The sequence below is a fragment of the Leclercia tamurae genome, from assembly GCF_025566055.1.
GTDB classification, from domain to species: domain Bacteria; phylum Pseudomonadota; class Gammaproteobacteria; order Enterobacterales; family Enterobacteriaceae; genus Enterobacter; species Enterobacter tamurae.
This window is the reverse complement of record NZ_JAMHKS010000077.1, coordinates 198,231-222,867: the sequence shown is the minus strand read 5'-3', so window position 1 is coordinate 222,867 and position 24,637 is coordinate 198,231. Positions and strand designations below refer to the sequence as shown.

Below are 24,637 nucleotides of genomic sequence, written 5' to 3'. Positions count from 1 at the left end.
CACGCCCGGTGGCGCTGCGCTTACCGGGCCTACAAAACCGCCACCCGGCGGTTTTTTTACGAATACATCGCCGTAATCGACGCGCTGCCCAGGGTGTGGAAATGGACGTTAAAGCCCACCATCGCGCCGCTTGCCTCTTCATCCACCTCGATGCTCTCCACATTCAGCGCATGCACCGTGAAGATATAGCGATGGGTTTCGCCTTTCGGCGGGGCCGCGCCGCCGTATCCCGCTTTGCCAAAATCGGTGCGGGTCTGCACCGCCCCATCCGGCAGCGCCACCAGCGAGGAGCCGGAGCCCTGCGGCAGCACCCGGGTATCGGCAGGCAGATTGGCAACCACCCAGTGCCACCAGCCGGAGCCGGTAGGGGCATCCGGATCGTAGCAGGTCACGACAAAGCTTTTGGTGCCCGACGGCACCTCGTCCCACGCCAGATGCGGGGAGATGTTATCCCCCTCGTAACCCATGCCGTTAAACACATGACGCAGCGGGAGTTTATCGCCGTCGCGCAGATCCTGACTGATAAGTTTCATCCTGTTTCTCCGTAATGAGCTCTGCCAGAAGTGTAACCCATAAACTAACGCGTAAAGTGCGCAGGCGCCTGAACCGCATCCACCACCGCCCGGGTCAGTTTGCTGAGCTGGTCCGGCCGAATCACATACGGCGGCATCAGATAGATTAACCTGCCGAACGGCCGCACCCAGACGCCGCGCGCCACGAAGAAACGTTGCAGCGCCGCCATGTTCACCGGATGGGTTGTCTCGACGACGCCGATAGCCCCCAGCACCCGCACATCGGCGACAAACTCTGAATCCCGCGCCGCGGCCAGCTCCTCCTGCAACTGGGCTTCGATGGCGGCCACCTGATCCTGCCACTCGCCGCTCTCCAGCAACGCCAGGCTCTCGCTGGCGACCGCACAGGCCAGCGGGTTGCCCATAAAGGTCGGGCCGTGCATAAAGCAGCCCGCTTCGCCGTTGCTGATGGTCTCCGCCACCTGGCGGGTGGTGAGGGTAGCCGACATCGTCATGGTGCCCCCGGTCAGGGCTTTGCCGAGACAGAGAATATCCGGGGTGATGCCCGCATGCTCGCAGGCGAACAGCTTGCCGGTGCGCCCGAAGCCGGTGGCAATCTCATCGGCAATCAGCAGGATGCCCTCGCGATCGCACATCCTGCGAATACGCCTCAGCCACTCGGGATGGTACATGCGCATCCCGCCCGCGCCCTGCACGATGGGCTCAAGGATCACCGCCGCAATCTCATGACGGTGGGCGGCCATCAGGCGGGCAAAGCCGACTATGTCCATCTCATCCCACGCGCCGTCAAAGCGGCTCTGCGGTGCCGGGGCGAAGAGGTTTTCCGGCAGATAGCCTTTCCACAGGCTGTGCATCGAGTTGTCGGGATCGCACACCGACATCGCCCCGAAGGTATCGCCGTGGTAGCCGTTGCGGAAGGTGATAAACCGCTGGCGGCTTTCGCCCTTCGCGTGCCAGTACTGCAGGGCCATTTTCATCGCCACTTCCACCGCCACCGAGCCGGAATCGGCCAGGAAGACGCACTCCAGCGCCTCGGGGGTCATCGCCACCAGCCGACGACTGAGATCCACTGCCGGTTGATGGGTGATCCCGCCGAACATCACGTGCGACATGCGGTCAATCTGGGCTTTCATCGCTGCGTTGAGCCGGGGGTGGTTGTAGCCGTGAATGGCCGCCCACCAGGAGGACATGCCGTCCACCAGCTGTTCGCCGCTGGCCAGGGTCAGCTCGCAGCCGTGCGCTTCCGCCACCGGATAGACCGGCAGGGGCTGGGTCATGGAGGTGTAGGGATGCCAGATGTGTTGCCGATCGAAGGCGAGATCGTCCGTTGTCATAATCGACTTGTAAACCATTTTGAAAACATTTAGGTTTACGAGTATAAACCGAACCCATCCTGAACTAAACCCCTTTGGAGACGCCCCATGGCTCACCAGGCTCGCTGGACATTGTCGCAAGTCACTGCATTATTTGAAAAACCCCTGCTTGAACTGCTGTTTGACGCGCAGCAGATCCACCGTCAGCACTTCGACCCGCAGCAGGTTCAGGTCAGCACCCTGCTGTCGATCAAGACCGGGGCCTGCCCGGAAGATTGCAAATACTGCCCGCAAAGCGCGCGCTACAAAACCGGTCTCGAGTCCGAACGCCTGATGGAGGTGGAGCAGGTGCTGGAGTCGGCCCGTCAGGCGAAAAACGCTGGTTCGACCCGCTTCTGCATGGGCGCGGCGTGGAAAAACCCGCACGAGCGCGACATGCCGTATCTCGAGCAGATGGTGCAGGGCGTGAAGGCGATGGGCCTCGAAGCCTGTATGACCCTCGGCACGCTGGATGACCATCAGGCCCAGCGTCTGGCTTCGGCGGGGCTGGATTACTACAACCACAACCTCGACACCTCCCCGGAGTTCTACGGCAACATCATCACCACCCGTACCTATCAGGAGCGCCTGGACACGCTGGACAAAGTGCGCGATGCGGGGATTAAGGTCTGCTCGGGCGGGATTGTCGGCTTAGGCGAAACGGTGACCGATCGCGCCGGTCTGCTGCTGCAGCTGGCGAACCTGCCGACCCCGCCGGAGAGCGTGCCGATCAACATGCTGGTGAAGGTCAAGGGCACTCCGCTGGCGGACAACGACGACGTCGACGCCTTTGATTTTATCCGCACCATTGCGGTGGCACGGGTGATGATGCCAACCTCGTTCGTGCGCCTCTCGGCGGGCCGCGAGCAGATGAACGAGCAGACCCAGGCGATGTGCTTTATGGCCGGGGCTAACTCCATCTTCTACGGCTGCAAGCTGCTCACCACCCCGAACCCGGAAGAGGACAAGGACGTGCAGCTGTTCCGCAAGCTGGGGCTGAATCCGCAGCAGACCGCGGTGCTGACCGGGGATAACGAGCAGCAGCACCAGCTCGAACAGCAGCTTTTCAACGCCGATACCGACCAGTTCTATAACGCGGCGACGGTATGACCTGGCAACAACGCATTGATGCCGCCCTCGACGCACGCCGGGCGGCAGAAGCCCTGCGTGTGCGCACCCCGGTGGAGAACGGCGCCGGGCGCTTTCTCATCCGTGAGCAACGGCGGTACTGCAACTTTTCGAGCAATGACTATCTCGGTCTGAGCCAGCACTCTGAGATTATCCGCGCCTGGCAGCAGGGTGCGGAGCAGTACGGGGTGGGCAGCGGCGGCTCCGGCCACGTCAGCGGCTACACCCACGCGCATCAGGCCCTGGAGGAGCACCTTGCCGGGTGGCTCGGCTATCCGCGCGCGCTGCTGTTTATCTCCGGCTTTGCCGCCAATCAGGCGCTGATTGCCGCCCTGACCAGCAAAGAGGATCGCATTGTCGCCGACCGCTTAAGCCACGCCTCGCTGCTGGAAGCCGCCAGCCATAGCCCGGCCCAACTCAGGCGCTTTGCCCATAACGATGTCGCCCAGTTGGACTCGCTGCTGGATAAACCCTGCGACGGACAACAGCTGGTAGTGACCGAGGGGATCTTCAGCATGGACGGCGACAGCGCCCCGCTGGGTGTGATTCATGCGGCGGCCCAGCGGCAGGGCAGCTGGCTGCTGGTGGACGATGCCCACGGCATCGGCGTCACCGGGCCAGAGGGGCGCGGAAGCGCCGCCAGCCAGGGCGTTAAGCCGGAGCTGCTGGTGGTGACCTTTGGCAAAGGTGTCGGGGTCAGCGGGGCGGCAGTGCTGTGCAGCGACGCCGTTGCTGACTACCTGCTGCAGTTCGCCCGACATCTGATCTACAGCACCAGCATGCCGCCTGCCCAGGCGGTGGCGCTACTGGTGGCGTTTAACGTTATTCGCAGCGACGAGGGCGACACGCGTCGGCAGCGGCTGGCCGCCCTTATCAGCCAGTTCCGCGCGGGCGTACGCGATCTGCCGGTACAGATTACCGCCTCGCAGAGCGCCATTCAGCCGCTGATTGTCGGCGAAAACGCGCGCGCCCTGCACCTGGCGCAGAGGCTCAGAGAGCAGGGGATCTGGGTAACCGCCATTCGTCCACCCACCGTCCCGGCGGGCACGGCGCGCCTGCGCCTGACCCTGACGGCGGCCCATCAACCGGCGGATATCACCGCGTTACTGGAGGCGCTGCATGTCGCAGGTGAATAAACAGGCGATTGCCGCCGCCTTCGGCCGGGCGGCGCAGAGTTATTCCCGCCACGATGCACTCCAGCGGCAAAGTGCCGACGGGCTGCGAGCCCTGCTAGCAGATAACACCTTTGCCAGCGTGCTGGATGCTGGCTGCGGCCCGGGGAGCAACAGCCTGGCATGGCGCCAGACCGGGAGCGTGGTGACGGCGATGGATCTCAGTGCTCCGATGCTGGAGGAAGCGCGCCGCAACCAGGTCGCCGAAAGCTATCTGCAGGCCGATATCGAAGCCATTCCGTTGGCCGATGCGCAGTTCAGCCTGGTCTGGAGCCATCTGGCGGTGCAGTGGTGCGCCAGCCTGCCCCGGGCGCTGGCCGAGCTCTACCGGGTGACGCAGCCGGGGGGTAAGGTGGCATTCACCACGCTGCTCAACGGCTCGCTGCCGGAGCTGAATCAGGCCTGGCAGGCAGTGGACACCCAGTCGCACGCCAACCGCTTTCTGACCGGGCAGCAGGTGAACGATGCCCTCTCCGGCTGGCAATACCGCTGTGCGGTTCAGACCGTCACCCTGCTGTTTGACGATGCGCTCAGCGCCATGCACTCCCTGAAGGGGATCGGCGCCACCCATCTGCACGCCGGGCGGGCCGATAAGCCGTTAACCCGCGGCCAGCTGCAGCAGCTGGCGCAGGCCTGGCCTCAGCAGGCGGGAAAATTCCCGCTCTCTTATCAACTTTTTCATGGAATTATCGCACGTGACTGAACGTTATTTTGTCACCGGTACCGACACTGAAGTCGGTAAAACCGTCGCCAGCACCGCCCTGTTACAGGCCGCACGAGCGCTGGGCCGCAACACCGCTGGCTACAAACCGGTGGCCTCCGGCAGCGAGATGACTGCGCAGGGGCTGCGCAACAGTGATGCTCTGGCATTACAGCGCAACAGCAGCCTGGCCCTGAGCTACCCGGCCGTAAACCCCTATACCTTCGCCGAGCCCACGTCGCCGCATATCGTCAGCGCCGACGAGCAGCGGCCCATTGAGTTTGCCACCCTCTCGGCAGGATTGCGGGCGCTGGAGACCCAGGCCGACTGGGTGCTGGTGGAAGGGGCAGGCGGCTGGTTCACGCCGCTGTCCCAGGAGCAGACCTTCGCCGAGTGGGTGATGGCCGAGCGCCTGCCGGTGATCCTGGTGGTGGGGGTGAAGTTGGGGTGTATCAACCACGCGATGCTGACCGCGCAGGCGATCCGCCAGGCGGGGCTGCATTTTGCCGGTTGGGTGGCGAACGGGGTGGTGGTGCCCGGCAAACGCCATGCCGAATACATGGCGACGCTCAGACGCGTGCTCTCCGCGCCGCTGCTGGGGGAGATCCCCTGGCTGGGCGAGCAGGCCGACACCTCAGCCGTCGGGCAATACCTCGACCTTACTGCGCTGACGCCGTCGGCCCCATCCAGTGGGCAATCAGCGGGTCATCCAGCTCGCTGACCCGGCCCTGAGCCACGTTTCGCCCCCGGTAAAGCAGGCAAAAGCGATCCGCTACCCGGCGGATCAGGGAGAGGTGCTGCTCGGCCAGCAGCACCGATAGCCCCAGCTCCCGGTTGAACCTCAGCAGTAGCTGCGCCAGCTTGACGCTAAACAGCTGCCCGGTGCCGCGGCTGGGCTCGTCGAGGATCAGCAGGCGAGGGCGGGTCACCAGCGCATTCGCCAGCGCCAGCTGATACTGCTGGTCGTCGTTCAGGCCGGAGGCCCGCAGCTGGCGCAGGGGGTATAGCTCCGGAAAAAACTCAAAAACGTCGCGGCTCAGCGACCCGCCCGCGATGCCTTTCGCCATCTGCGCGATATGCAGATTCTCCTCGACCGTCAGTTGCGAAAAGATCCGCCTGTCCTGCGGCACAACGCTAATTTCCGTCCCGGCCTGGTGTACTGCACCGGGAGCCTCGTGCCAGACCATGGTACCGCTGGCGATAGGCAGCAGGCCGGCAATACAGCTCACAAGGGTGGTTTTCCCCATCCCGGGTAGCCCAACGACGCCAGTGCAGACGCCAGGAGGCAGATCGAGGTCAACGTTCCACAGGGTGTGGCGATGCCCGTAATACTGATTTACGGCGCGCAGGCTTAACATGATAGTGCTCCTTTTCAGGTAACGGCGACCTTGATACTCTGCAAGACTCTTGCCACTGCCCGGGAAACGGCGATTAAAGCTCCATTTTTAAGAATTGGCTCAAAAATCAGCACGACGAGGCCCGAACCCTGCACCGCGTCGGGGCCCTGAATGAGGTTGCTGGTGCAGGTGCTATTTTGGTTAAAATGTGAGCAGCGCCTCACCAATTCTTTCGCTGTTTTTTGTCATAAGATCGCCATAATTGGGTGATAAAAATTTTTTACCGCCCCGCTGTGGGTAAAAACCGGGAACGGGCCGAGTCACGTTCCGTATGGGCTGGAGGCAGTTATCCACTATTCCTGTGGATAACCATGTGCATTAGAGTTAGAAAACACAGGGTAAGCGAGAGAATACGCGGCCTGCGCCTGAATTGCTGCGAAACGCGTCTTTTTGAAAACTTTAATGCAGATCAACGCTTTAAATAAAATCAATCATTGTCATCAAAGTGTCAATTTGATGGGCTACTGTCCGGCGGCTCGCCTTGACAAATGTTAAAAAACAAAAAATTCTGGGGATAACCGACCCCTGTTGGAATTTTATCCCGTTACAGCCGAAATTTTACGCAGCTTCGCTTGATTCCTGCTGGTGGTGGCACAAAATGGCGCGGATGCTACTGGGTTTATATCCAGTATAAATTACTGGCAAAAATAGCCATGAGGAGTAAAATTACACACCTGCCGTATTAACCATCATCAGGTCGCCGTTCATGAGTAAACCGTTCAAACTGAATTCCGCTTTCCGTCCTTCCGGCGATCAGCCTGAAGCGATTCGCCGTCTGAAAGAGGGGCTGGAGGATGGGCTTGCACACCAGACGCTGCTGGGGGTGACGGGTTCGGGTAAAACCTTTACCGTCGCCAACGTGATCGCCGATCTGCAACGGCCGACGATGGTGCTGGCGCCTAATAAAACCCTGGCCGCGCAGCTCTACGGCGAGATGAAAGAGTTCTTCCCCGATAACGCGGTGGAGTACTTCGTTTCGTACTATGACTACTATCAGCCGGAAGCCTACGTCCCGAGCTCCGATACCTTTATCGAAAAAGATGCCTCGGTGAACGAGCATATCGAGCAGATGCGTCTCTCCGCGACCAAAGCCCTGCTTGAGCGTCGTGACGTGGTGGTGGTGGCTTCGGTGTCTGCCATTTACGGCCTCGGCGACCCCGATCTCTACCTGAAGATGATGCTGCACCTCACCCAGGGGATGATTATCGATCAGCGCGCCATCCTGCGCCGTCTGGCGGAGCTGCAGTACACCCGCAACGATCAGGCGTTCCAGCGCGGTACCTTCCGCGTTCGCGGCGAGGTTATCGACATCTTCCCGGCGGAGTCGGACGACTTCGCGCTGCGCGTGGAGCTGTTCGATGAAGAGGTGGAGCGGCTGTCGCTGTTTGACCCGCTGACCGGCCACGTGGAGTCGATTATTCCGCGCTTCACCGTCTACCCGAAAACCCACTACGTCACCCCGCGCGAGCGCATCGTGCAGGCGATGGAAGACATCAAGGTTGAGCTGGCGGATCGCCGCAAAACGCTGCTGGAGAATAACAAGCTGCTGGAAGAGCAGCGCATCAGCCAGCGTACCCAGTTCGATCTCGAGATGATGAACGAGCTGGGCTACTGCTCCGGGATCGAAAACTACTCGCGCTATCTCTCTGGCCGTGGGCCGGGCGAGGCGCCGCCAACCCTGTTTGACTACCTGCCGGCGGATGGCCTGCTGGTGGTGGACGAATCCCACGTCACCATTCCGCAAATTGGCGGGATGTACCGCGGCGACCGGGCGCGTAAAGAGACTCTGGTGGAGTATGGCTTCCGCCTGCCGTCAGCGCTGGATAACCGTCCGATGAAGTTTGAAGAGTTTGAGGCGCTGGCGCCGCAGACCATCTACGTGTCCGCGACGCCGGGCAACTACGAGCTGGAGAAATCGGGCGACGAAGTGGTGGATCAGGTGGTGCGTCCGACCGGCCTGCTGGATCCGATTATCGAAGTGCGTCCGGTTGGCACCCAGGTGGACGATCTGCTGTCGGAGATCCGCGCCCGGGCATCCATCAACGAGCGCGTGCTGGTCACCACCTTGACCAAACGCATGGCGGAAGATCTTACCGAATACCTCGAGGAGCACGGCGAGAAGGTGCGCTATCTGCACTCGGATATCGACACCGTGGAGCGGATGGAGATCATCCGCGACCTGCGTCTTGGCGAGTTCGACGTGCTGGTGGGGATCAACCTGCTGCGAGAGGGGCTGGATATGCCGGAAGTGTCGCTGGTGGCGATTCTGGACGCCGACAAAGAGGGCTTCCTGCGCTCCGAGCGCTCGCTGATCCAGACCATCGGTCGTGCGGCGCGTAACGTTAACGGCAAAGCGATTCTCTACGGCGACAAGATCACCCCGTCAATGGCGAAAGCGATCGGTGAAACCGAACGCCGTCGCGAGAAGCAGCAGCAGTACAACGAAGAGCACGGCATCACGCCGCAGGGGCTGAACAAGAAGGTGGTGGATATCCTCGCGCTCGGCCAGAACATCGCCAAAACCAAAGCGAAGGGCCGCGGCAAGTCACGCTCACCGGTGGAGGCCGATACCGTTGCTCTGACGCCGAAAGCGCTGCAGCAGAAAATTCACGAGCTGGAAGGGCAAATGATGCAGCACGCGCAGAACCTGGAGTTCGAAGAAGCTGCGCAGATCCGCGACCAGCTGCATCAGCTAAGGGATCTGTTTATTGCGGCATCGTAAGGTTCCTCAGCCTGTAGGCCCGGTAAGCGTAGCGCCACCGGGCGATAAAGGCCGCACAACCTCAACCCAGCGCCTGCACCGCCTTCTCCAGCGCCACGCGGAGTAAATGCCGGTCATGGCGGTACTTAATGTCGCTCGCTTCGAGCGGCTCCTGCACTACCACCCGGCCTTCCATGCCTGATACATCAGTCCCGGGCCCGACCACCACCGCATCGATAATCTTTTTCCCCACATACTGCTCCATCAGCGCCAGCTTAGCGGACAGCGAAAGCCCGGCGGCAGCAGGGCTGAGCTCGCGACCCAGATTGCCGATATAGACCACGGGCGCCGGTGTCCGGCGCAGCGCCTGGGCCAGCTCGTTAATCAGCAGCAGCGGCATCAGGCTGGTGTAAAAACTGCCGGGGCCGACCAGAATTAAATCCGCTTCACCAATAGCCTCCACCGCTTCACGGGTCGCCGGAACCGTGGGGTAGAGCATCAGCTCTTTCGGCGGCAGCTCCAGTTGGTCGATATTCACTTCGCCATACACTTCATGGTCGTTACTGTCGATAGCCATTAAATCGACCGGAAGTTCGGACATCGGGATCAAAAACGCATCCACTTTGAGCAGGTTACGGATTAAATTGATCGCCTCCAGAGGCCGCACGCTAAGGTGATCCAGCGCCTTTAACATCAGGTTTCCGAGGTTATGCCCCGAAAGTTCGCCATTACCGCCAAAACGGTACTCAAACATCGCCGAAGCGACGCTGGGTTCGGCGATGAGCTGGTTTAAGCAGTTGCGCATATCCCCCCAGGCGATCCCCCCTTCGGCACGACGAATTCGCCCGGTAGAACCGCCGTTGTCGGTGGTGGTCACGATCCCGGTTAGCCGTGAACCGAGGGATGACAGCGAGGACATCACCCGGCCCAGTCCGTGGCCTCCGCCGAGAGCGACAACGCGGTCGAGATCCGCAAAAGTGCGATTGCGCATAGAAATTCCTTAGTAAGACGAACACCTTAACAGTAACTCAACTACCCCTAAATGACGATGCTCCGCCCGGGGCTAAATGACATATATCAATGCAATAATATGATAATGACGTATTCTGGGACGAAATGGCATGATCATGACGATATATACAAGTTTATATAACGAAAGACGATAATAGCGAAACTGCTTTTAACGAGCTACTATCGGCATAACCACGTTTTCGAAATCGAAAACATACACTCTAGCCTTTGCGCCTGTGTCGACAGATATGGTGCTCTGGCCGTGGCGGTTTCGCCACCAGGGTACAGAAAGAAATGACTGTGCCTCCCGTATCAGGAAAGGTGTACATGGCTTCACAACTTACCGATGCATTCGCGCGTAAGTTTTTTTACCTGCGTTTGTCTATTACCGATGTGTGCAATTTCCGTTGCACCTACTGCCTGCCGGATGGCTACAAACCCGGTGGCATCACTAATAACGGCTTTCTCTCCGTGGACGAAGTCCGCCGCGTGACGCGTGCGTTCGCCGCCATGGGCACGGAGAAGGTCCGTCTGACCGGCGGCGAACCCTCGCTACGCCGGGACTTCACCGACATCATCGCCGCGGTACGCGAAAACGACAGCATTCGTCAGATTGCGGTGACCACTAACGGTTATCGTCTGGCACGCGATGTCGCCGAATGGCGCGACGCGGGGCTGACGGCCATCAACGTCAGCGTCGACAGCCTGGATGCCCGCCAGTTTCATGCCATCACCGGGCAGGATAAATTCCACCAGGTGATGGAGGGCATCGATGCGGCCTTTGCGGCGGGCTTCGACAAGGTGAAGGTCAACACCGTGCTGATGCGCGATGTGAATCATCATCAGCTGGAGACCTTCCTGGCCTGGATCAAACCCCGCCGCATTCAACTGCGCTTTATCGAGCTGATGGAAACCGGCGAGGGCAGCGATCTCTTCTCCCGCCATCACATCTCCGGCATGGTGCTGCGTGATGAACTGCTCAAACGCGGCTGGATCCATCAGCTTCGCCAGCGCAGCGACGGCCCGGCGCAGGTCTTTTGTCACCCCGACTACGAAGGGGAGATCGGCCTTATCATGCCGTATGAAAAAGACTTCTGTGCCAGCTGTAACCGCCTGCGCGTCTCGTCGGTGGGCAAGCTGCACCTGTGCCTGTTTGGCGACGGTGGCGTTGACCTGCGCGATCTGCTGGCCGATGACGTCCAGCAGCAGGCGCTGGAAGCGCGCATTTCTGAGGCGCTGATGCACAAAAAACAGACCCACTTCCTGCATCAGGGCAACACCGGGATCACCCAGAACCTGTCCTACATCGGCGGGTAATCGCAAAAGGAATCAGAAGATGAGTCAGGTAAGCGCTGAATTTATCCCGACGCGTATTGCTATCCTTACCGTGTCTGAACGTCGCGGCGAAGAGGATGACACCTCCGGCCACTGGCTGCGCGATGCGGCCCACGAGGCGGGGCACCAGATTGTCGACAAGGTCATCGTCAAAGAGAACCGCTACGCCATTCGCGCGGAAGTGTCGCGCTGGGTAGCCAGCGACAACGTGCAGGTGGTCTTAATCACCGGCGGGACCGGCTTTACCCCCGGCGATCAGGCTCCGGAAGCGCTGCTGCCGCTGTTCGATCGCGAGATCGAAGGCTTCGGGGAGATGTTCCGCATGCTCTCGTTTGAAGAGATCGGCACCTCCACGTTGCAGTCGCGCGCCGTTGCCGGTATCGCCAACAACACGGTGATCTTTGCCATGCCGGGCTCCACCAAAGCGTGCCGTACCGCGTGGGAAAACGTCATTGCCCCGCAGCTGGATGCCCGTACGCGTCCGTGTAATTTCCATCCTCATCTGAAGAAGTAAGCTATGTCGCAATTGACCCATATTAATGCCGCGGGCGAAGCCCATATGGTGGATGTCTCTGCCAAGGCCGAAACCGTGCGTGAAGCCCGCGCGGAAGCGTTCATCACCATGCTCCCCGAAACCCTGGCCATGATCATTGACGGCAGCCACCACAAAGGCGACGTCTTCGCCACCGCGCGGATCGCCGGGATCCAGGCGGCGAAACGCACCTGGGATCTGATCCCGCTGTGCCATCCGCTGATGCTCAGCAAAGTCGAGGTTAACCTGCGGGCCGAGCCGGAGCATAACCGGGTGCGCATCGAATCACTGTGCCGCCTGACGGGCAAGACCGGGGTGGAGATGGAAGCCTTAACCGCCGCTTCGGTGGCGGCGTTGACCATCTACGACATGTGCAAAGCGGTACAGAAAGATATGGTCATCGGCCCGGTTCGCCTGCTGGCGAAAAGTGGCGGTAAATCAGGTGATTTCAGGGCGGAAGAGAATGATTAAGGTACTGTTTTTTGCGCAGGTGCGCGAGCTGGTGAATACCGACAGCCTGACGCTGGAGAGTGAGTTCGACACCGTGGAGGCGCTGCGGGCGCATCTGGCGGCGCAGAGCGACCGCTGGGCACTGGCGCTGGACGCGGACAAACTGCTGGCGGCGGTGAACCAGACCCTGGTTGAGTTCAACCATCCGGTTACGTCGGGCGATGAAGTCGCCTTCTTCCCACCGGTCACCGGGGGCTGAGATGACGGAAACTAAAATCGTTGTCGATCCGGCGCGTTTCAACGTCGGCACCGAATACAGCTGGCTGGCGGAGCGTGACGAAGACGGGGCGGTGGTCACCTTCACCGGCAAAGTACGTAACCATAATCTGGGCGACAGCGTGAAGGCGCTGACCCTGGAGCACTATCCGGGGATGACCGAAAAGGCGCTGGCGGAGATCGTCGATCAGGCGCGGGAGCGCTGGCCGCTCGGTCGGGTAACGGTGATCCACCGTATCGGTGAGATGTGGCCCGGAGAAGAGATCGTCTTCGTGGGCGTCACCAGCGCCCATCGTGGCAGCGCCTTTGCTGCGGGCGAGTTTATTATGGATTATCTGAAAACCCGCGCCCCGTTCTGGAAGCGCGAAGCCACACCGGAAGGGGATCGCTGGGTGGAATCACGCGACAGCGACAAGGACGCCGCCAGCCGCTGGTAGCCGGATTGCGGGGATGTGTTAGGCTATAACAGTGTGTCCACTTAAAAAGGAGTGCGTTATGGACAGATTTCCCCGTTCCGATTCTATCGTGCAGACCCGCAGCGGCCTGCAAACTTATATGGCGCAGGTCTATGGCTGGATGACCTGCGGATTGCTGCTCACCGCGTTTGTCGCCTGGTTTTCAGCAAACACGCCTGCCGTGATGATGTTCGTCTTCTCCAGCAAAATTACCTTCTTTGGTCTGATTATCGCCCAGCTGGCGCTGGTGTTTGTCCTGTCCGGGCTGGTGCATAAGCTCAGTGCCGGGATGGCCACCACGCTGTTTATGCTCTACTCGGCGCTGACCGGCCTGACGCTTTCCAGCATCTTCATCGTCTACACCTACTCCTCGATTGCCAGCACCTTCGTGGTGGCAGGCGGGATGTTTGGCGCGATGAGCCTCTACGGCTACACCACCAAACGCGACCTGAGCGGCATGGGCAACATGCTGTTTATGGCGTTGATTGGTATCGTGCTGGCCTCGCTGGTTAACTTCTGGTTGAAGAGCGAAGCGCTGATGTGGGCGGTGACCTATATCGGGGTGATTGTGTTTGTCGGACTGACGGCCTACGACACGCAGAAGCTGAAAAATATTGGGGAGCAGATCGACGTCCGCGACAGCTCTAACCTGCGCAAATACTCGATTCTTGGGGCGCTGACGCTCTATCTGGACTTCATCAACCTGTTCCTGATGCTGCTGCGCATCTTCGGCAACCGGCGGTAAGTGTTTTGCCCGGCGGCGCGTGGCTTGCCGGGCATTTTCCTCCTTCACTTCGCCATCTGCTGCTCGTTTTTGGCCCGCAGCTTCTTCGCCCGGCTCTCCAGCACCAGATAACAGACTGTTGCCAGCCCCAGCGGCAGGAAGTAATAGAGCATGCGATAGGCCAGCAGGGCGGCGATAATGGCGCCGTGAGAGACATGTTCCCCTGCCAGCAGGGCGATAAACACCGCTTCCAGCACGCCGATCCCGGCAGGAATATGCACAATCACCCCGGCGATACTGCTCACCAGCAGCACCCCCAGCACGAAGAAGTAGTTAATATCTTCGCCCAACAGCAGCCAGATAATCGCCCCCATTGCCATCCAGTTACCGGCTGAAATACCCATCTGCGCTAACGCAAAGCGCCAGGAGGGGAGCACCAGCTTTTGCTTTTTGATGGTCACATGGCGCCGCTTCGCAAACGCACAGGCCCACAAATAGACCGCAATCACCAGCAGCAACACCACCCCAAGAATACGCAGCGTCGTCTGGTCGATGTACCAGTGGTCAGGCAGTTGCACCACCCCGGCGGTAAAGATCACCCCGCCCAGCAGGATATAGCCCAGCCAGTTAGTGGTGATGCTCAGGGAGAAGATGCGGGTGATGGTGCTGCTGGGCAGCCCCAGGCGGGAGTAAAGCCGGTAGCGCATCCCGATCCCGCCCACCCAGGTGCTCAGGGTCAGGTTAAAGGCATAGCAGATAAACGACACCAGCATTACCTGGCGTTTGGCCAGCTTATGCCCGCAGTAGCGCCGTCCCAGCAGGTCGTAGCAGCCATACAGCAGATAGCTCACCACCACCAGCGCAATCGCACTCAGCAGCGACACCCGGTCATAGTCACGAATAACCTTCCAGACTTCAGTCCAGTCGACCTTTTTCGCGTAAACCACCAGCAGCACTGCAACGGCAATAAAAAATACCCAGGTGAGGATCTTTTTAGCCAGACGCCAGCGCGAATGTTTTTTGCTCATCAGGGTTTCACTCCCGTATGACCTGCTTCGACCCGGTCCTGGGTCTCCATTTCGGGCTGTACCGGCGGCGGCACCTGCGCCAGCTTCGGCGTATGGGCCGGCAACCAACCCACCAGCGCCGGGAAGTGGCGCAGGAAGTGGAACACCACCACGCTTTTACCCAGATTCCACCAGGTGCGTTTCGGTACCATCGTCTCATCCACTCGCACACAATCTTCGGCAATGATGGCGGTGAGATTGTCACGCAAGGTCTGGTTAAACTCGCGATCGTGAATAATCAGGTTGGCCTCCAGGTTCAGCGACAGGCTGAGAGGGTCGAGGTTGCTGGAGCCGACGGTCACCCAGTGATCGTCCATCAGCGCCACTTTGCCGTGCAGGGGACGGCGGCGATATTCGTAAATCTCGACCCCGCCTTTCACCAGATAGTTGTACAGCAGGCGTGCGCCCACCGTGACAATCGGCATATCCGGCTCGCCCTGCACAATCAGTCTGACCTTGACCCCGCGTCGCGCCGCGTTACGCATGGCGTGCAACAGGCGATAGCCGGGGAAGAAGTAGGCGTTGGCGATAATCACTTCCCGCCGGGCATTGGTCAGCATCTTGAGATAGTGCCGCTCAATGTCGTCCCGGTGCTCTTCGTTATCGCGCCAGACAAACAGCGCCTGCGCTTCTCCAGGTTTGACGTTCTCTTCGGGGCGATGACGCCGCTTCCACCAGCGACGCACCGCGGCTTTGCCGGGCAGGTTCTCCACCACAAACTGCAAAATATCCTGCACCACCGGGCCTTCGACCTGGACGGCATAATCCTGTTTTGCCTCCGGACCGTAGTCCGACATGTGTTCAGCGGAGTAGTTAATCCCGCCGACAAACGCCACCTGTTCATCCACCACCACAATTTTACGGTGCATACGGCGGAACACGTTGGTACGCATGCCTAACAGAGGAGGGCGTGGATCGTAGTAACGGAACACCACCCCTGCCGCGGTGAGCTCCCCGACAAAATCGTCGTCGAGATCGGGGGAGCCGTAGCCGTCGAGCAGCACTTCGATATGTACGCCACGCTGGGCGGCGCGCAGCAGGACGGCATGCAGCTTGCGGCCCACGTTGTCATCGAACCAGATGAACGTCTCAAGGAACACCCGGCTCTCGGCTTTCTCAATGGCGGCAAATACCGCCGGATAATAGTGATCGCCATTTTCCAGCAGCTTTATTCGGTTGCCGCTTTGCCATGAACATTTCATAGATGAATCTCCGCACTTAACGGCGCATGGTCGGAAAGGTGACGCCAGTTACTCAATGCCAGCGCGGTCGGGCTGCTGGCATGGGCATTTTTGACATAGATACGATCGAGACGCAGCAGCGGGAACCTGACCGGGAAGGTACGGGCCGGCTTGCCGTGAGCAAGGGTAAATACCTCCTCCAGACCGGCTTCCGCTTTCAGCGGATGGCTGGCGCGTTGACGCCAGTCATTAAAGTCTCCGGCCACCACCACCGGGTCCCCCTCGGGCAGAGCGTTGACCCAGTCGGCCATCATCTGCAGCTGCGCCTGGCGATGGGCTTCCCGCAGGCCGAGGTGAACCGAGGCCACATGCAGCGGGATGTCCAGATCCGGCACGGCTACCCGGCAGTAGAGCAGCCCGCGCTTTTCACTCTCGCCAACCGACACATCGTGATTTTCGTAGTGTTCGATGGGATAGCGGGAGAGGATCGCATTGCCGTGATGCCCTTCGGGGTAGACGGCGTTACGCCCGTAAGCGTAATCGCTCCACATGGTGTCGGCGAGAAATTCGTAGTGGCTGGTGTCGGGCCAGTTCTCCACGTGTAGCGGATGCACTTCATGCGCGCCCATCACCTCCTGCAGGCAGACAATATCCGCGCTGACGGTACGTACGGCGTCGCGCAGTTCGGGCAGAATGAAACGGCGGTTAAAAGCCGCGAATCCTTTATGAATGTTGATCGTTAACACTTTAAGCGAAAAATGCCGGGTTTGTTGGGCCATACACTCCTTCCCGCGTCACTATCCTGATGAAAATAAAGTGTAGTCGTCGTCACAAAAAGGTGCTGTGTTACGGAATTTTCCGTAAAGTGCGATAGTCTGAACAAGCAGAGTAAAATCCTTCAGGAGAGTGCCATGAAGTGGCAACAACGCATACGCGTCGCGACCGGTCTCAGTTGCTGGCAGATTATGTTGCATTTATTGGTAGTGGCCGTACTGGTGATGGCCTGGATGAGCGGCACCCTGGTGCGGGTCGGCTTAGGATTATGTGTGTTGTACGGCGTTACCGTACTGTTAATGCTCTTTTTACAGCGTCATCATGACCAGCGCTGGCGCGAAGTGGCGGATGTGCTCGAAGAGCTGACCACCACCTGGTATTTTGGTGCGGCCGTCATCGTGCTGTGGCTGTTGTCCCGCGTGCTGCAAAACAACTATTTGCTGGCCGTCGCAGGGCTGGCGATCCTTGCCGGACCTGCGGTCGTTTCACTGTTAGCCAAAGATAAAAAGCTACGCGATATTGCGTCTAAACATCGCGTACGCCACTGAGCCCGTCACGGCCGCTATCACCAGTAGCGGCCACAAACTCCCCCAGACAATATCCAGACTCGCATCCTTGAGATAGATCTGCTTAGTGATATCGGTGAAGTGCCGGATCGGGTTCACCCAGGTTAAGTTCTGCAGCCACACCGGCATGTTCTCCACCGGCGAGACATAGCCCGAGAGCAGGATCGCCGGCATCATAAAGACAAACACCCCGATAAACGCCTGCTGCTGGGTTGAGCACAGCGCCGAGATCAACAGCCCAAACCCCACCAGCGACAGCCCGTAAATCACCATCGTAAAGTAAAACAGCAAAAGCGATCCGGCAAAGGGGATGTGATAAGCCCAGATGCCAATCGCCAGCACGATACTGGCCTGGAAGGTGGCGACAATCAGCGCCGGGACCGCTTTACCGACGAAGATTTGCCAGGTCGCCAGCGGGGAGACCAGCAGCTGATCCAGCGTGCCCTGTTCGCGCTCGCGGGCCACCGACAGCGAGGTCACAATCATCACCCCGATGGTGGTGATCATGGCGATCAGCGACGGCACCACGAACCATTTGTAGTCGAGGTTTGGGTTGTACCAGTTGCGCACCACCAGCTCGCTGTTGTTCGGTTTCGGTTTGCCCTCCATCAGCTCCTGCTGATACTCCTTCACCACCTGCTGCAGGTAGTTGGCGGCAATCTGGGCGCTGTTGGAGTTGCGTCCGTCGAGGATCAGCTGCATCGGGGCGGTTTGCAGGGTGTCGAGATTGCGGGAGAAATCGGCCGGGAAGCGCACCAGCAATAGCGCCTTTTGCGTGTCGATGGTCGGCTGGATCGCCTGCGGGCTGTTGAGGATCAGCACGTGGGTAAAGGCTTTGGCGCGGGCAAAGCGCTGGGTCAGCTCCACCGAATGTTTGCCGTTATCTTCGTTATAGACGGCGATGGTGGCGTTGGTCACCTCCAGGGTGGCCGCCCACGGGAACAGCAGCACCTGGATCAGCACCGGCAAAATCAAAATCGCCCGTGTCTGCGGCTCGCGCAGCAGGGATTGCAGCTCTTTGCGGATCAAGGTCCATAAACGGTAAAACATAGTCACTCCTCAAAACGCCGGGCGGCACTGCGTTTGCCCGGCCTACAAGACCCGTAGGCCCGGTAAGCGTAGCGCCACCGGGCGAAACCTAATCTAACCGCCGTTTGGTTTTCATCCACGTCAGCCCGATAAACATCACCGCCGAGGCAATCAAAAACAGCAGATTCACAATCAGCACCACCGGGATATTGCCCGCCAGGAACAGGCTTTGCAGGGTGCTGACGAAATAGCGCGCCGGGATAATGTAGGTCGCGGCGCGGATCGCCGCGGGCATACTGTCGATCTGGAAAATAAAACCGGACAACATAATCGACGGCAGGAAGGCGGCATTCAGCGCCACCTGGGCGGCGTTAAACTGGTTGCGGGTGACGGTGGAGATCAACAGCCCCATCCCCAGGGTGCTGAGTAAAAACAGGCTGGTAATAATGAACAGCACCAGCAGCGAGCCGCGGTACGGCACCCCGAGGATAAACACGGCGACAAGCATACAGAGCAGCATCGCCAGCATCCCGAGGAAGTAGTAGGGGATCAGCTTGCACAGCAGCAGCTCGGTGCGCGTCACTTCGGTGGAGAGCAGGGCCTCCATGGTGCCGCGCTCCCACTCGCGGGCGATCACCAGCGAGGTCAGGATCGCGCCGATCACCGTCATGATAATGGTCACCGCCCCGGGGATAATAAAGTGCTGACTGATGGCCGCCGGGTTAAACCAGTACCGGGTCTGGACGTCAATCAGCGGCTCGAACGTTTCACCCCGATCTTCCGCCCGCTGCATCTGCCATAGCTGCCAGATCCCCTCGGTGTAGCCCTGGACAAAGTTGGCGGTGTTGGGCTCGCTGCCGTCGGTGATCACCTGGATCGGGGCGGTGTCACCCGGGCGGGCCATGCGGGCCGCGAAATCCACCGGAATGACAATCAGGCCACGAATGCGCCCGGCCTGCATCATCTGGACCAGCTGCTGGCGGTTATCGCTGATGGTGGCGTCGATATAGGGCGAGCCGGTCATGGCGTGGGTGAAGTCGAGCGCCTCTTCACTGCGCTGCTCCAGCAGGATCCCCACCCGCAGCTTGCTGGAGTCGAGGTTAATCCCGTAGCCAAAGATAAACAGCAGCAGCAGGGGGATCACCACCGCAATCAGCCAGCTGCTCGGGTCGCGTACAATCTGCCGCGTCTCTTTGATGCACAGGGCGCGCACCCGACGCCAGGAGAGGGCGGTATCAGACATGGCCATGCTCCTTATCCCAGTCGTTAATCAGGGTAATAAACGCCTGCTCCATGGTGGGGTCGGGCTGCTGCTCATCCGCCACCTGGGCTTTCAGATCGTCAGGCGTGCCGTGGGCGATCAGCTTCCCGCGGTAGACCAGTCCGATGCGGTCGCAATACTCCGCCTCGTCCATAAAGTGGGTGGTGACCATCACGGTGACCCCTTTCTCCACCATGCTGTTGATATGCAGCCAGAACTCGCGGCGGGTGAGGGGATCGACCCCGGAGGTCGGCTCATCGAGGAACAGAATATCCGGCTCGTGCATCAGGGAGCAGGCCAGCGCCAGCCGCTGCTTAAACCCGAGCGGCAGCGCGTCGGTGGCCTGGCTGGCAACCTGGCGCAGGCCAAACGCCTCGCTCATGCGGTTGATTTTCTCGTCCTGCGCCCGTCCGCGCAGGCCATAGACACCGGAGAAGAAGCGCAGGTTCTGCTCTACGGTCAGGTTGCCGTAGAGGGAGAATTTTTGCGCCATATAGCCCAGATGCTGGCGCGCCTTGCCGGAGCTGACTTTCAAATCCATATCCAGCACCAGCGCCTTCCCGGCGGTAGGCACCAGCAGGCCGCACATCATTTTGAAGGTGGTGGATTTGCCCGCGCCGTTGGGGCCCAGCAGGCCAAAAATCTCCCCGCGTTTCACCGCAAAGTTCACGTCATCGGTCGCGGCAAAATCACCGAACTTTTTGGTCAGGGATTTGGCTTCAATCACCGTTTCGCCCGGCGTGCCTTCCACGGTATGCAGGATCGCCCCCAGCGGGGATTCCGCCGTGCCCGCGCCGCCGAGCAGATCGATAAAGGCATCTTCAAAGCGCGGGGCGGTCTCCTCGATGTGAAGATCCGACAGATCCGCGCTCTGGCGCAGATCCCCGGCGCTGGCCTCTTTTTTGAGGATCACCCGCACCGATTTCCCCTGGATCATGCCGTCGCTCACCTGGGGCAGCTTCAGCACCCGCTGCAGCAGGCGACGGTTGTTCTCATGGGGCGAATGCAGAAGCAGGCTGCGCCCGGTCATGCTTTTTGTGAGCGCGGTAGGATCGCCCTGATAGAGCAGCGCCCCTTCGTTCATCAGCAGCACGTCCCGGCACTGCTCCGCTTCGTCGAGGTAGGAGGTGCTCCAGAGGATCAACATCCCGTCCCCCGCCAGCTCATGCACCATCTGCCACAGCTCGCGGCGGGAGATGGGATCCACGCCAACGCCGGGCTCGTCCAGCAGCAGCACCTTCGGCTCCCCGACCAGGGTGCAGGCCAGCCCCAGCTTCTGCTTCATCCCGCCGGAGAGTTTGCCTGCCAGCCGGTCGGTGAAGGGGCCGAGGGAAGTAAATTCCAGCAGACGCTGGAAGGTTTTCTCCCGCGTCTCACCGGTGACGCTGCGCAGGTCGGCGTAGAGGGTCAGGTTCTCCATCACGGTCAGATCTTCGTACAGGCCGAACTTCTGCGGCATGTAGCCCAGCATGGCGTGCAGGGCGCGATCGTCATTAATGGGATCCAGCCCCAGCACGCTGGCGGTACCTTCGTCCGGCTTCAGCAGCCCGGCGAGCATCCGCATCAGGGTAGTTTTACCCGCGCCGTCCGGGCCCACCAGCCCGGTGACGTAGCCTTTCTGCAGGGTGCAGTCGAGCGGCGCGACGGCGGGTTTGTCCATCCCGGCAAAGCGTTTGACCAGGCCGGAGAGCTGGATCACCGCGTCATTCATGGCGTTGACCATCATCGAAACTCACCGTCACCGGCATCCCCTGACGCAAGGCGTCGTCGGCATCGTTGACGATAATGCGCAGGCGATAGACCAGGTCGGTACGCAGGTCCGGGGTTTCGACGGTTTTCGGCGTAAATTCAGCAGTCGGAGAGACAAAGCCGATTTTGCCGCGGTAAGGCTTATCCGGGCGGCCGTCGGTGTAGAGCAGCACCTCGCGGCCCGGTTTTGCCTCCCCGAGGCTGGCTTCATTGACGTAGGCCCGCACCCATACCGGCCGGGTTAACGACAGGGTCAGCACCGTGCTGCCCGCGTTCAGCATGCTGCCGGGCTCGACGGCGCGGGTCAGCAGGGTGCCGTTGGCCGGGGCCACCAGGGTGGTGTCGTGCAGATCCAGCTGGGCCTGCGCCAGTTGGGCCTGAGCCTGTTCGAGGCTGGCTTTGGCCTGGGCGATATCCTGCTCGCGGTTGCCGGAGCGGTACTGGCGCAACTTGTCCTGGGACGATTTCAGGGTCGCCTGCGCCTGGTCGCGCGCGGAGCGGGCGTTCTCCAGATCGTTGGCCGACACGGTGCGACTTTTCCACAGTCCCTGCTGACGGTTAAAGAAGTTCTGCGCATAGTCATAAGCGGCCTGGGCCTGTTTAACGGCGGCGGCGGCCTGGGCCACCTCTTCATCCCGGTAGCCCGCCTGCATGAGATCGTACTGCGCCTGGGCGACAGAGACGCCTGCCTGGGCCTGCAGGAGCGCGTTCTGATAAGGGGCTTTATCCAGCTCGCCCAGGGTCTGCCCGGCGGCGATGGTATCCCCTTCATCCACGGTTAACGACGCCAGCCGTCCGCCGACGCGAAAGCTCATGTTCACGGTGCGAATATCAACATTGCCATACAGGGTTAACGTTTTATCCTGCTGGCTCTGATACCACCACCAGCCACCGAATCCGGCGGCCAGCACCACCACTGCCAGAAGAATAACAACCGATTTTTTCATGACTCCAGGCTCCTTTGGGTTAAACCTTGCAGGATCAGATCAACGTGGCAGGTGATGACCTGGCTTATCTGCGCGGCTTTGTCCGCATCAAACTCGGTCCAGCCGGTACGTAATAAAATGGTTTCCCGCCCGAGGCGAAAGGCAAGCACTTCGCCCAGCAGGGCATGGGTATGCAATATGGTCTGCGTGTCACTGGCGTCGCGGCCGGTATAGGCCGCCACCAGCCGGGTCAGATGGGTGTGCATCGGGGCGATAACCTGATCGTGCACCAGCTGATAAGCGGCAGAAGGCGAGAGCTGCTCGCGTGAAATAAACTTACTCAGGTTCAGCGTATCGTCATGGGTCAGGAGCTGAATCATGTTGTTGCAGGCGTCGAGGATCAGGCCACGAATGGCGGCGCGGTCCGGCGTGTCCCCGTCGAGCAGCGCGGTGGCTGCCTCGACGTGCGGACGAAAACTGGTGCCGATGAAGTCGGCGATCCACTGGGCGCAGGCGAGGTAGAGATCCTCTTTCGAGCCAAAATAGTAGGTGATCGCAGCGATATTCTGCCCCGCCTGGGCGGCAATATCGCGGGTAGTGGCGTGCAGCCCGTACTCGCCAAACTGCGCCAGCGCGGCGGCAATCAGCTGGCTTTTGGCCTGTTCGCCTTTGGTGGTGGTCGGGATCGGATTCATAGTGGCGTTTAAAATTAATCAATCGATTGATTAAGATTATGCCAAATTTGCGGTAAGTCCAGTCAGACGGAGAAATATTTCGTTGATGAATCACCACGGGATATTTTATGCGCCACGTCACAAAAGCTGCTACACTCCGCTGCTTCGCGACACCGTGGTTTTTGTCCTTCTATTTGTCACTATCTCCCTGAAAACTACACCTGAAATGGTCGGGGCGGTTCGGAGTTGTTATGTCTTTTGATACCCTTGGCCTGAACCCGGAAATCCTGCGCGCTGTGGCGGAGCAGGGCTACCGCGAACCTACCCCTATTCAGCAGCAGGCCATTCCTGCCGTGCTGGCAGGCCGCGACCTGATGGCCAGTGCCCAGACCGGTACCGGTAAAACCGCTGGCTTTACCTTGCCGCTGCTGGAACGCCTGATTCAGAACGAGTCGCATGCTAAAGGTCGTCGCCCGGTGCGCGCCCTGATCCTGACCCCCACCCGTGAACTGGCCGCCCAGGTCGGTGAGAACGTGCGTGAGTACAGCCGCTATCTCAACATCCGCTCGCTGGTGGTGTTCGGTGGGGTCAGCATTAACCCACAGATGATGAAACTGCGCAGCGGTGTGGACGTGCTGATCGCCACCCCTGGCCGTCTGCTCGATCTGGAACACCAGAACGCCGTCAAGCTCGACAGCGTGGAAATCCTGGTCCTCGATGAAGCCGACCGCATGCTCGACATGGGCTTCATCCACGATATTCGCCGCGTACTGGCAAAACTGCCGGCCCGCCGTCAGAACCTGCTCTTCTCCGCGACCTTCTCCGATGAGATCAAAGGCCTGGCAGAGAAACTGCTGCACAACCCGCTGGAAGTGGAAGTCGCGCGTCGCAACACCGCCTCCGAGCAGGTGACCCAGAAAGTCCATATGGTGGACAAAAAGCGTAAGCGTGAGCTGCTGTCACAGATGATTGGCGAGGGCAACTGGCAGCAGGTGCTGGTCTTCACCCGCACCAAGCACGGCGCAAACCACCTGGCGGAACAGCTGAACAAAGATGGGATCCGCAGCGCGGCGATCCACGGCAACAAGAGCCAGGGCGCACGTACCCGCGCGCTGGCAGACTTTAAATCCGGCGATATCCGCGTGCTGGTGGCGACCGACATCGCTGCCCGTGGCCTCGACATCGAAGAGCTGCCGCACGTGGTCAACTATGAGCTGCCGAACGTGCCGGAAGATTACGTTCACCGTATCGGCCGTACCGGCCGTGCCGCGGCCACCGGCGAAGCGCTCTCCCTGGTCTGTGTCGATGAAATTAAACTCCTGCGCGACATCGAACGCCTGCTGAAAAAAGAGATCCCGCGCATTGCCCTCGACGGCTATGACGTGGATCCGTCGATCAAAGCCGAGCCGATCCAGAACGGTCGTCAGGGTGGCGGTCGTGGTCAGGGCGGTGGACGCGGGCAGGGCGGCGGCGGTCGTGGTCAGCAGCAGCCGCGCCGTAGCGAAGGCGGCGCGCCGAAAGCGGCCAGCAAGCCACCGCGTCGCGACGGTGACGCCAAACCGGCAGGGGAAGGCCAGCGCCGACGCCGTCCGCGCAAACCTGCCAGCGCGCAGTAATCTGGAAGCCCGGTCGTAAAGCCGGGCT

General features: G+C 60.2%; 25 protein-coding genes and 1 riboswitch. Of the genes, 13 read left to right on the top strand and 12 right to left on the bottom strand.

Features of this window, described 5'->3' with window-relative positions; all coding sequences use genetic code 11:
• Positions 1 to 56: 56 nt before the first annotated feature.
• Together M8318_RS19015 and bioA are read right to left on the bottom strand one after the other, a co-directional pair.
• Entirely contained in the window at positions 57 to 533 is a 477-nt protein-coding gene (locus M8318_RS19015) for a kinase inhibitor (protein WP_262664004.1), read from the bottom strand.
• 44 nt (positions 534 to 577) lie between these two features.
• The gene (gene bioA, locus M8318_RS19010; RefSeq protein ID WP_262664003.1) at positions 578 to 1,885 is read right to left on the bottom strand and encodes an adenosylmethionine--8-amino-7-oxononanoate transaminase; all 1,308 of its coding nucleotides are present in this window, start codon (positions 1,883 to 1,885) and stop codon (positions 578 to 580) included.
• A gap of 69 nt (positions 1,886 to 1,954) precedes the next feature.
• On the opposite strand from bioA, the gene bioB reads away from it, so the two are divergent.
• The 4 genes from bioB to bioD are packed head-to-tail and all read left to right on the top strand — an operon-like array spanning position 1,955 to position 5,606.
• A complete protein-coding gene (bioB, locus tag M8318_RS19005) occupies positions 1,955 to 2,995 on the top strand; it encodes a biotin synthase BioB (protein ID WP_262664002.1) in 1,041 nt (346 codons plus the stop codon).
• Positions 2,992 to 4,149, top strand: a complete 1,158-nt coding sequence (gene bioF, locus M8318_RS19000) for an 8-amino-7-oxononanoate synthase (RefSeq protein WP_262664001.1) — start codon at positions 2,992 to 2,994, stop codon at positions 4,147 to 4,149. Before bioB ends, bioF begins: the two co-directional genes overlap by 4 nt.
• The gene (gene bioC / locus M8318_RS18995) at positions 4,133 to 4,888 is read left to right on the top strand and encodes a malonyl-ACP O-methyltransferase BioC (RefSeq protein WP_262664000.1); all 756 of its coding nucleotides are present in this window, start codon (positions 4,133 to 4,135) and stop codon (positions 4,886 to 4,888) included. Before bioF ends, bioC begins: the two co-directional genes overlap by 17 nt.
• Positions 4,881 to 5,606: a dethiobiotin synthase gene (gene bioD / locus M8318_RS18990; RefSeq protein WP_262663999.1), complete on the top strand. Its 726-nt coding sequence runs from the start codon at positions 4,881 to 4,883 to the stop codon at positions 5,604 to 5,606. Before bioC ends, bioD begins: the two co-directional genes overlap by 8 nt.
• Here bioD and M8318_RS18985 read toward each other — a convergent pair.
• Positions 5,545 to 6,243 (bottom strand): ABC transporter ATP-binding protein, encoded by a 699-nt coding sequence (locus M8318_RS18985; protein WP_262663997.1) that lies wholly within the window; start codon positions 6,241 to 6,243, stop codon positions 5,545 to 5,547. The two genes, bioD and M8318_RS18985, sit on opposite strands and share 62 nt — an antisense overlap.
• Positions 6,244 to 6,988: 745 nt before the next feature.
• On the opposite strand from M8318_RS18985, the gene uvrB reads away from it, so the two are divergent.
• On the top strand, positions 6,989 to 9,004 hold the full coding sequence (uvrB, locus tag M8318_RS18980; protein ID WP_262663996.1) for an excinuclease ABC subunit UvrB: 2,016 nt from the start codon (positions 6,989 to 6,991) through the stop codon (positions 9,002 to 9,004).
• Between the two features lie 61 nt (positions 9,005 to 9,065).
• Here the strand turns inward: uvrB and yvcK are convergent, their stop codons facing one another.
• Positions 9,066 to 9,974: a uridine diphosphate-N-acetylglucosamine-binding protein YvcK gene (yvcK, locus tag M8318_RS18975; RefSeq protein ID WP_262663995.1), complete on the bottom strand. Its 909-nt coding sequence runs from the start codon at positions 9,972 to 9,974 to the stop codon at positions 9,066 to 9,068.
• A 225-nt stretch (positions 9,975 to 10,199) separates the two neighbouring features.
• Positions 10,200 to 10,334, top strand: a riboswitch (molybdenum cofactor riboswitch).
• Here yvcK and moaA point away from each other — a divergent pair.
• From moaA to M8318_RS18945, 6 genes are all read left to right on the top strand, one after another.
• Complete coding sequence (gene moaA, locus M8318_RS18970) at positions 10,322 to 11,311, top strand: GTP 3',8-cyclase MoaA (protein ID WP_262663994.1); 990 nt, start codon at positions 10,322 to 10,324, stop codon at positions 11,309 to 11,311. Its footprint overlaps the riboswitch before it by 13 nt.
• A 19-nt stretch (positions 11,312 to 11,330) precedes the next feature.
• Complete coding sequence (moaB, locus tag M8318_RS18965) at positions 11,331 to 11,843, top strand: molybdenum cofactor biosynthesis protein B (RefSeq protein ID WP_262663992.1); 513 nt, start codon at positions 11,331 to 11,333, stop codon at positions 11,841 to 11,843.
• Between the two features lie 3 nt (positions 11,844 to 11,846).
• Positions 11,847 to 12,332 carry a cyclic pyranopterin monophosphate synthase MoaC gene (gene moaC / locus M8318_RS18960; protein ID WP_262663991.1) on the top strand — a complete coding sequence of 162 codons (486 nt, stop codon included), beginning with the start codon at positions 11,847 to 11,849 and terminating at the stop codon, positions 12,330 to 12,332.
• Complete coding sequence (moaD, locus tag M8318_RS18955; RefSeq protein ID WP_262663989.1) at positions 12,325 to 12,570, top strand: molybdopterin synthase sulfur carrier subunit; 246 nt, start codon at positions 12,325 to 12,327, stop codon at positions 12,568 to 12,570. Before moaC ends, moaD begins: the two co-directional genes overlap by 8 nt.
• 1 nt (position 12,571) lies before the next feature.
• Positions 12,572 to 13,024: a molybdopterin synthase catalytic subunit MoaE gene (moaE, locus tag M8318_RS18950; RefSeq protein WP_262663988.1), complete on the top strand. Its 453-nt coding sequence runs from the start codon at positions 12,572 to 12,574 to the stop codon at positions 13,022 to 13,024.
• Between the two features lie 58 nt (positions 13,025 to 13,082).
• Complete coding sequence (locus M8318_RS18945) at positions 13,083 to 13,787, top strand: Bax inhibitor-1/YccA family protein (protein WP_106992421.1); 705 nt, start codon at positions 13,083 to 13,085, stop codon at positions 13,785 to 13,787.
• A gap of 44 nt (positions 13,788 to 13,831) precedes the next feature.
• On the opposite strand, the gene M8318_RS18940 is transcribed toward M8318_RS18945, so the two are convergent.
• The 3 genes from M8318_RS18940 to M8318_RS18930 are packed head-to-tail and all read right to left on the bottom strand — an operon-like array spanning position 13,832 to position 16,793.
• The gene (locus tag M8318_RS18940; RefSeq protein ID WP_225759261.1) at positions 13,832 to 14,794 is read right to left on the bottom strand and encodes a lysylphosphatidylglycerol synthase transmembrane domain-containing protein; all 963 of its coding nucleotides are present in this window, start codon (positions 14,792 to 14,794) and stop codon (positions 13,832 to 13,834) included.
• Positions 14,794 to 16,035 carry a cardiolipin synthase ClsB gene (gene clsB, locus M8318_RS18935; protein WP_106992428.1) on the bottom strand — a complete coding sequence of 414 codons (1,242 nt, stop codon included), beginning with the start codon at positions 16,033 to 16,035 and terminating at the stop codon, positions 14,794 to 14,796. Before clsB ends, M8318_RS18940 begins: the two co-directional genes overlap by 1 nt.
• Positions 16,032 to 16,793: an endonuclease/exonuclease/phosphatase family protein gene (locus M8318_RS18930; RefSeq protein ID WP_262663987.1), complete on the bottom strand. Its 762-nt coding sequence runs from the start codon at positions 16,791 to 16,793 to the stop codon at positions 16,032 to 16,034. Before M8318_RS18930 ends, clsB begins: the two co-directional genes overlap by 4 nt.
• Positions 16,794 to 16,925: 132 nt before the next feature.
• On the opposite strand from M8318_RS18930, the gene M8318_RS18925 reads away from it, so the two are divergent.
• On the top strand, positions 16,926 to 17,336 hold the full coding sequence (locus M8318_RS18925) for a YbhQ family protein (protein ID WP_262663985.1): 411 nt from the start codon (positions 16,926 to 16,928) through the stop codon (positions 17,334 to 17,336).
• On the opposite strand, the gene M8318_RS18920 is transcribed toward M8318_RS18925, so the two are convergent.
• The 5 genes from M8318_RS18920 to cecR form a co-directional block, all read right to left on the bottom strand.
• Positions 17,298 to 18,404: an ABC transporter permease gene (locus tag M8318_RS18920; RefSeq protein WP_262663984.1), complete on the bottom strand. Its 1,107-nt coding sequence runs from the start codon at positions 18,402 to 18,404 to the stop codon at positions 17,298 to 17,300. The genes M8318_RS18925 and M8318_RS18920 overlap by 39 nt on opposite strands.
• Before the next feature lie 88 nt (positions 18,405 to 18,492).
• Positions 18,493 to 19,626, bottom strand: coding sequence for an ABC transporter permease (locus M8318_RS18915; protein ID WP_106992432.1), 1,134 nt, complete (start codon positions 19,624 to 19,626; stop codon positions 18,493 to 18,495).
• A complete protein-coding gene (locus M8318_RS18910) occupies positions 19,619 to 21,355 on the bottom strand; it encodes an ATP-binding cassette domain-containing protein (protein WP_262664128.1) in 1,737 nt (578 codons plus the stop codon). The genes M8318_RS18915 and M8318_RS18910 overlap by 8 nt, the downstream gene beginning before the upstream one ends.
• Positions 21,348 to 22,340: a secretion protein HlyD gene (gene hlyD / locus M8318_RS18905; protein ID WP_262663983.1), complete on the bottom strand. Its 993-nt coding sequence runs from the start codon at positions 22,338 to 22,340 to the stop codon at positions 21,348 to 21,350. Before hlyD ends, M8318_RS18910 begins: the two co-directional genes overlap by 8 nt.
• A complete protein-coding gene (cecR, locus tag M8318_RS18900) occupies positions 22,337 to 23,014 on the bottom strand; it encodes a transcriptional regulator CecR (RefSeq protein ID WP_262663981.1) in 678 nt (225 codons plus the stop codon). Before cecR ends, hlyD begins: the two co-directional genes overlap by 4 nt.
• A 230-nt stretch (positions 23,015 to 23,244) precedes the next feature.
• Here cecR and rhlE point away from each other — a divergent pair, with 230 nt between their 5' ends.
• Positions 23,245 to 24,609 (top strand): ATP-dependent RNA helicase RhlE, encoded by a 1,365-nt coding sequence (rhlE, locus tag M8318_RS18895; protein WP_262663980.1) that lies wholly within the window; start codon positions 23,245 to 23,247, stop codon positions 24,607 to 24,609.
• Positions 24,610 to 24,637: the final 28 nt, after the last annotated feature.

What these genes read in the sequence shown, in the direction of transcription:
- M8318_RS18925 (WP_262663985.1), top strand. Translation starts at nt 16,926, where the DNA reads ATGAAGTGGCAACAACGCATACGCGTCGCGACCGGTCTCAGTTGCTGG.
- bioB (WP_262664002.1), top strand. Translation starts at nt 1,955, where the DNA reads ATGGCTCACCAGGCTCGCTGGACATTGTCGCAAGTCACTGCATTATTT.
- M8318_RS18945 (WP_106992421.1), top strand. Translation starts at nt 13,083, where the DNA reads ATGGACAGATTTCCCCGTTCCGATTCTATCGTGCAGACCCGCAGCGGC.
- hlyD (WP_262663983.1), bottom strand. Translation starts at nt 22,340, where the DNA reads ATGAAAAAATCGGTTGTTATTCTTCTGGCAGTGGTGGTGCTGGCCGCC.
- uvrB (WP_262663996.1), top strand. Translation starts at nt 6,989, where the DNA reads ATGAGTAAACCGTTCAAACTGAATTCCGCTTTCCGTCCTTCCGGCGAT.
- M8318_RS18910 (WP_262664128.1), bottom strand. Translation starts at nt 21,355, where the DNA reads ATGAATGACGCGGTGATCCAGCTCTCCGGCCTGGTCAAACGCTTTGCC.
- moaC (WP_262663991.1), top strand. Translation starts at nt 11,847, where the DNA reads ATGTCGCAATTGACCCATATTAATGCCGCGGGCGAAGCCCATATGGTG.
- M8318_RS18985 (WP_262663997.1), bottom strand. Translation starts at nt 6,243, where the DNA reads ATGTTAAGCCTGCGCGCCGTAAATCAGTATTACGGGCATCGCCACACC.
- moaD (WP_262663989.1), top strand. Translation starts at nt 12,325, where the DNA reads ATGATTAAGGTACTGTTTTTTGCGCAGGTGCGCGAGCTGGTGAATACC.
- M8318_RS18920 (WP_262663984.1), bottom strand. Translation starts at nt 18,404, where the DNA reads ATGTTTTACCGTTTATGGACCTTGATCCGCAAAGAGCTGCAATCCCTG.
- M8318_RS19015 (WP_262664004.1), bottom strand. Translation starts at nt 533, where the DNA reads ATGAAACTTATCAGTCAGGATCTGCGCGACGGCGATAAACTCCCGCTG.
- clsB (WP_106992428.1), bottom strand. Translation starts at nt 16,035, where the DNA reads ATGAAATGTTCATGGCAAAGCGGCAACCGAATAAAGCTGCTGGAAAAT.
- M8318_RS18915 (WP_106992432.1), bottom strand. Translation starts at nt 19,626, where the DNA reads ATGTCTGATACCGCCCTCTCCTGGCGTCGGGTGCGCGCCCTGTGCATC.
- rhlE (WP_262663980.1), top strand. Translation starts at nt 23,245, where the DNA reads ATGTCTTTTGATACCCTTGGCCTGAACCCGGAAATCCTGCGCGCTGTG.
- moaB (WP_262663992.1), top strand. Translation starts at nt 11,331, where the DNA reads ATGAGTCAGGTAAGCGCTGAATTTATCCCGACGCGTATTGCTATCCTT.
- M8318_RS18930 (WP_262663987.1), bottom strand. Translation starts at nt 16,793, where the DNA reads ATGGCCCAACAAACCCGGCATTTTTCGCTTAAAGTGTTAACGATCAAC.
- bioA (WP_262664003.1), bottom strand. Translation starts at nt 1,885, where the DNA reads ATGGTTTACAAGTCGATTATGACAACGGACGATCTCGCCTTCGATCGG.
- bioF (WP_262664001.1), top strand. Translation starts at nt 2,992, where the DNA reads ATGACCTGGCAACAACGCATTGATGCCGCCCTCGACGCACGCCGGGCG.
- cecR (WP_262663981.1), bottom strand. Translation starts at nt 23,014, where the DNA reads ATGAATCCGATCCCGACCACCACCAAAGGCGAACAGGCCAAAAGCCAG.
- bioC (WP_262664000.1), top strand. Translation starts at nt 4,133, where the DNA reads ATGTCGCAGGTGAATAAACAGGCGATTGCCGCCGCCTTCGGCCGGGCG.
- M8318_RS18940 (WP_225759261.1), bottom strand. Translation starts at nt 14,794, where the DNA reads ATGAGCAAAAAACATTCGCGCTGGCGTCTGGCTAAAAAGATCCTCACC.
- moaE (WP_262663988.1), top strand. Translation starts at nt 12,572, where the DNA reads ATGACGGAAACTAAAATCGTTGTCGATCCGGCGCGTTTCAACGTCGGC.
- moaA (WP_262663994.1), top strand. Translation starts at nt 10,322, where the DNA reads ATGGCTTCACAACTTACCGATGCATTCGCGCGTAAGTTTTTTTACCTG.
- yvcK (WP_262663995.1), bottom strand. Translation starts at nt 9,974, where the DNA reads ATGCGCAATCGCACTTTTGCGGATCTCGACCGCGTTGTCGCTCTCGGC.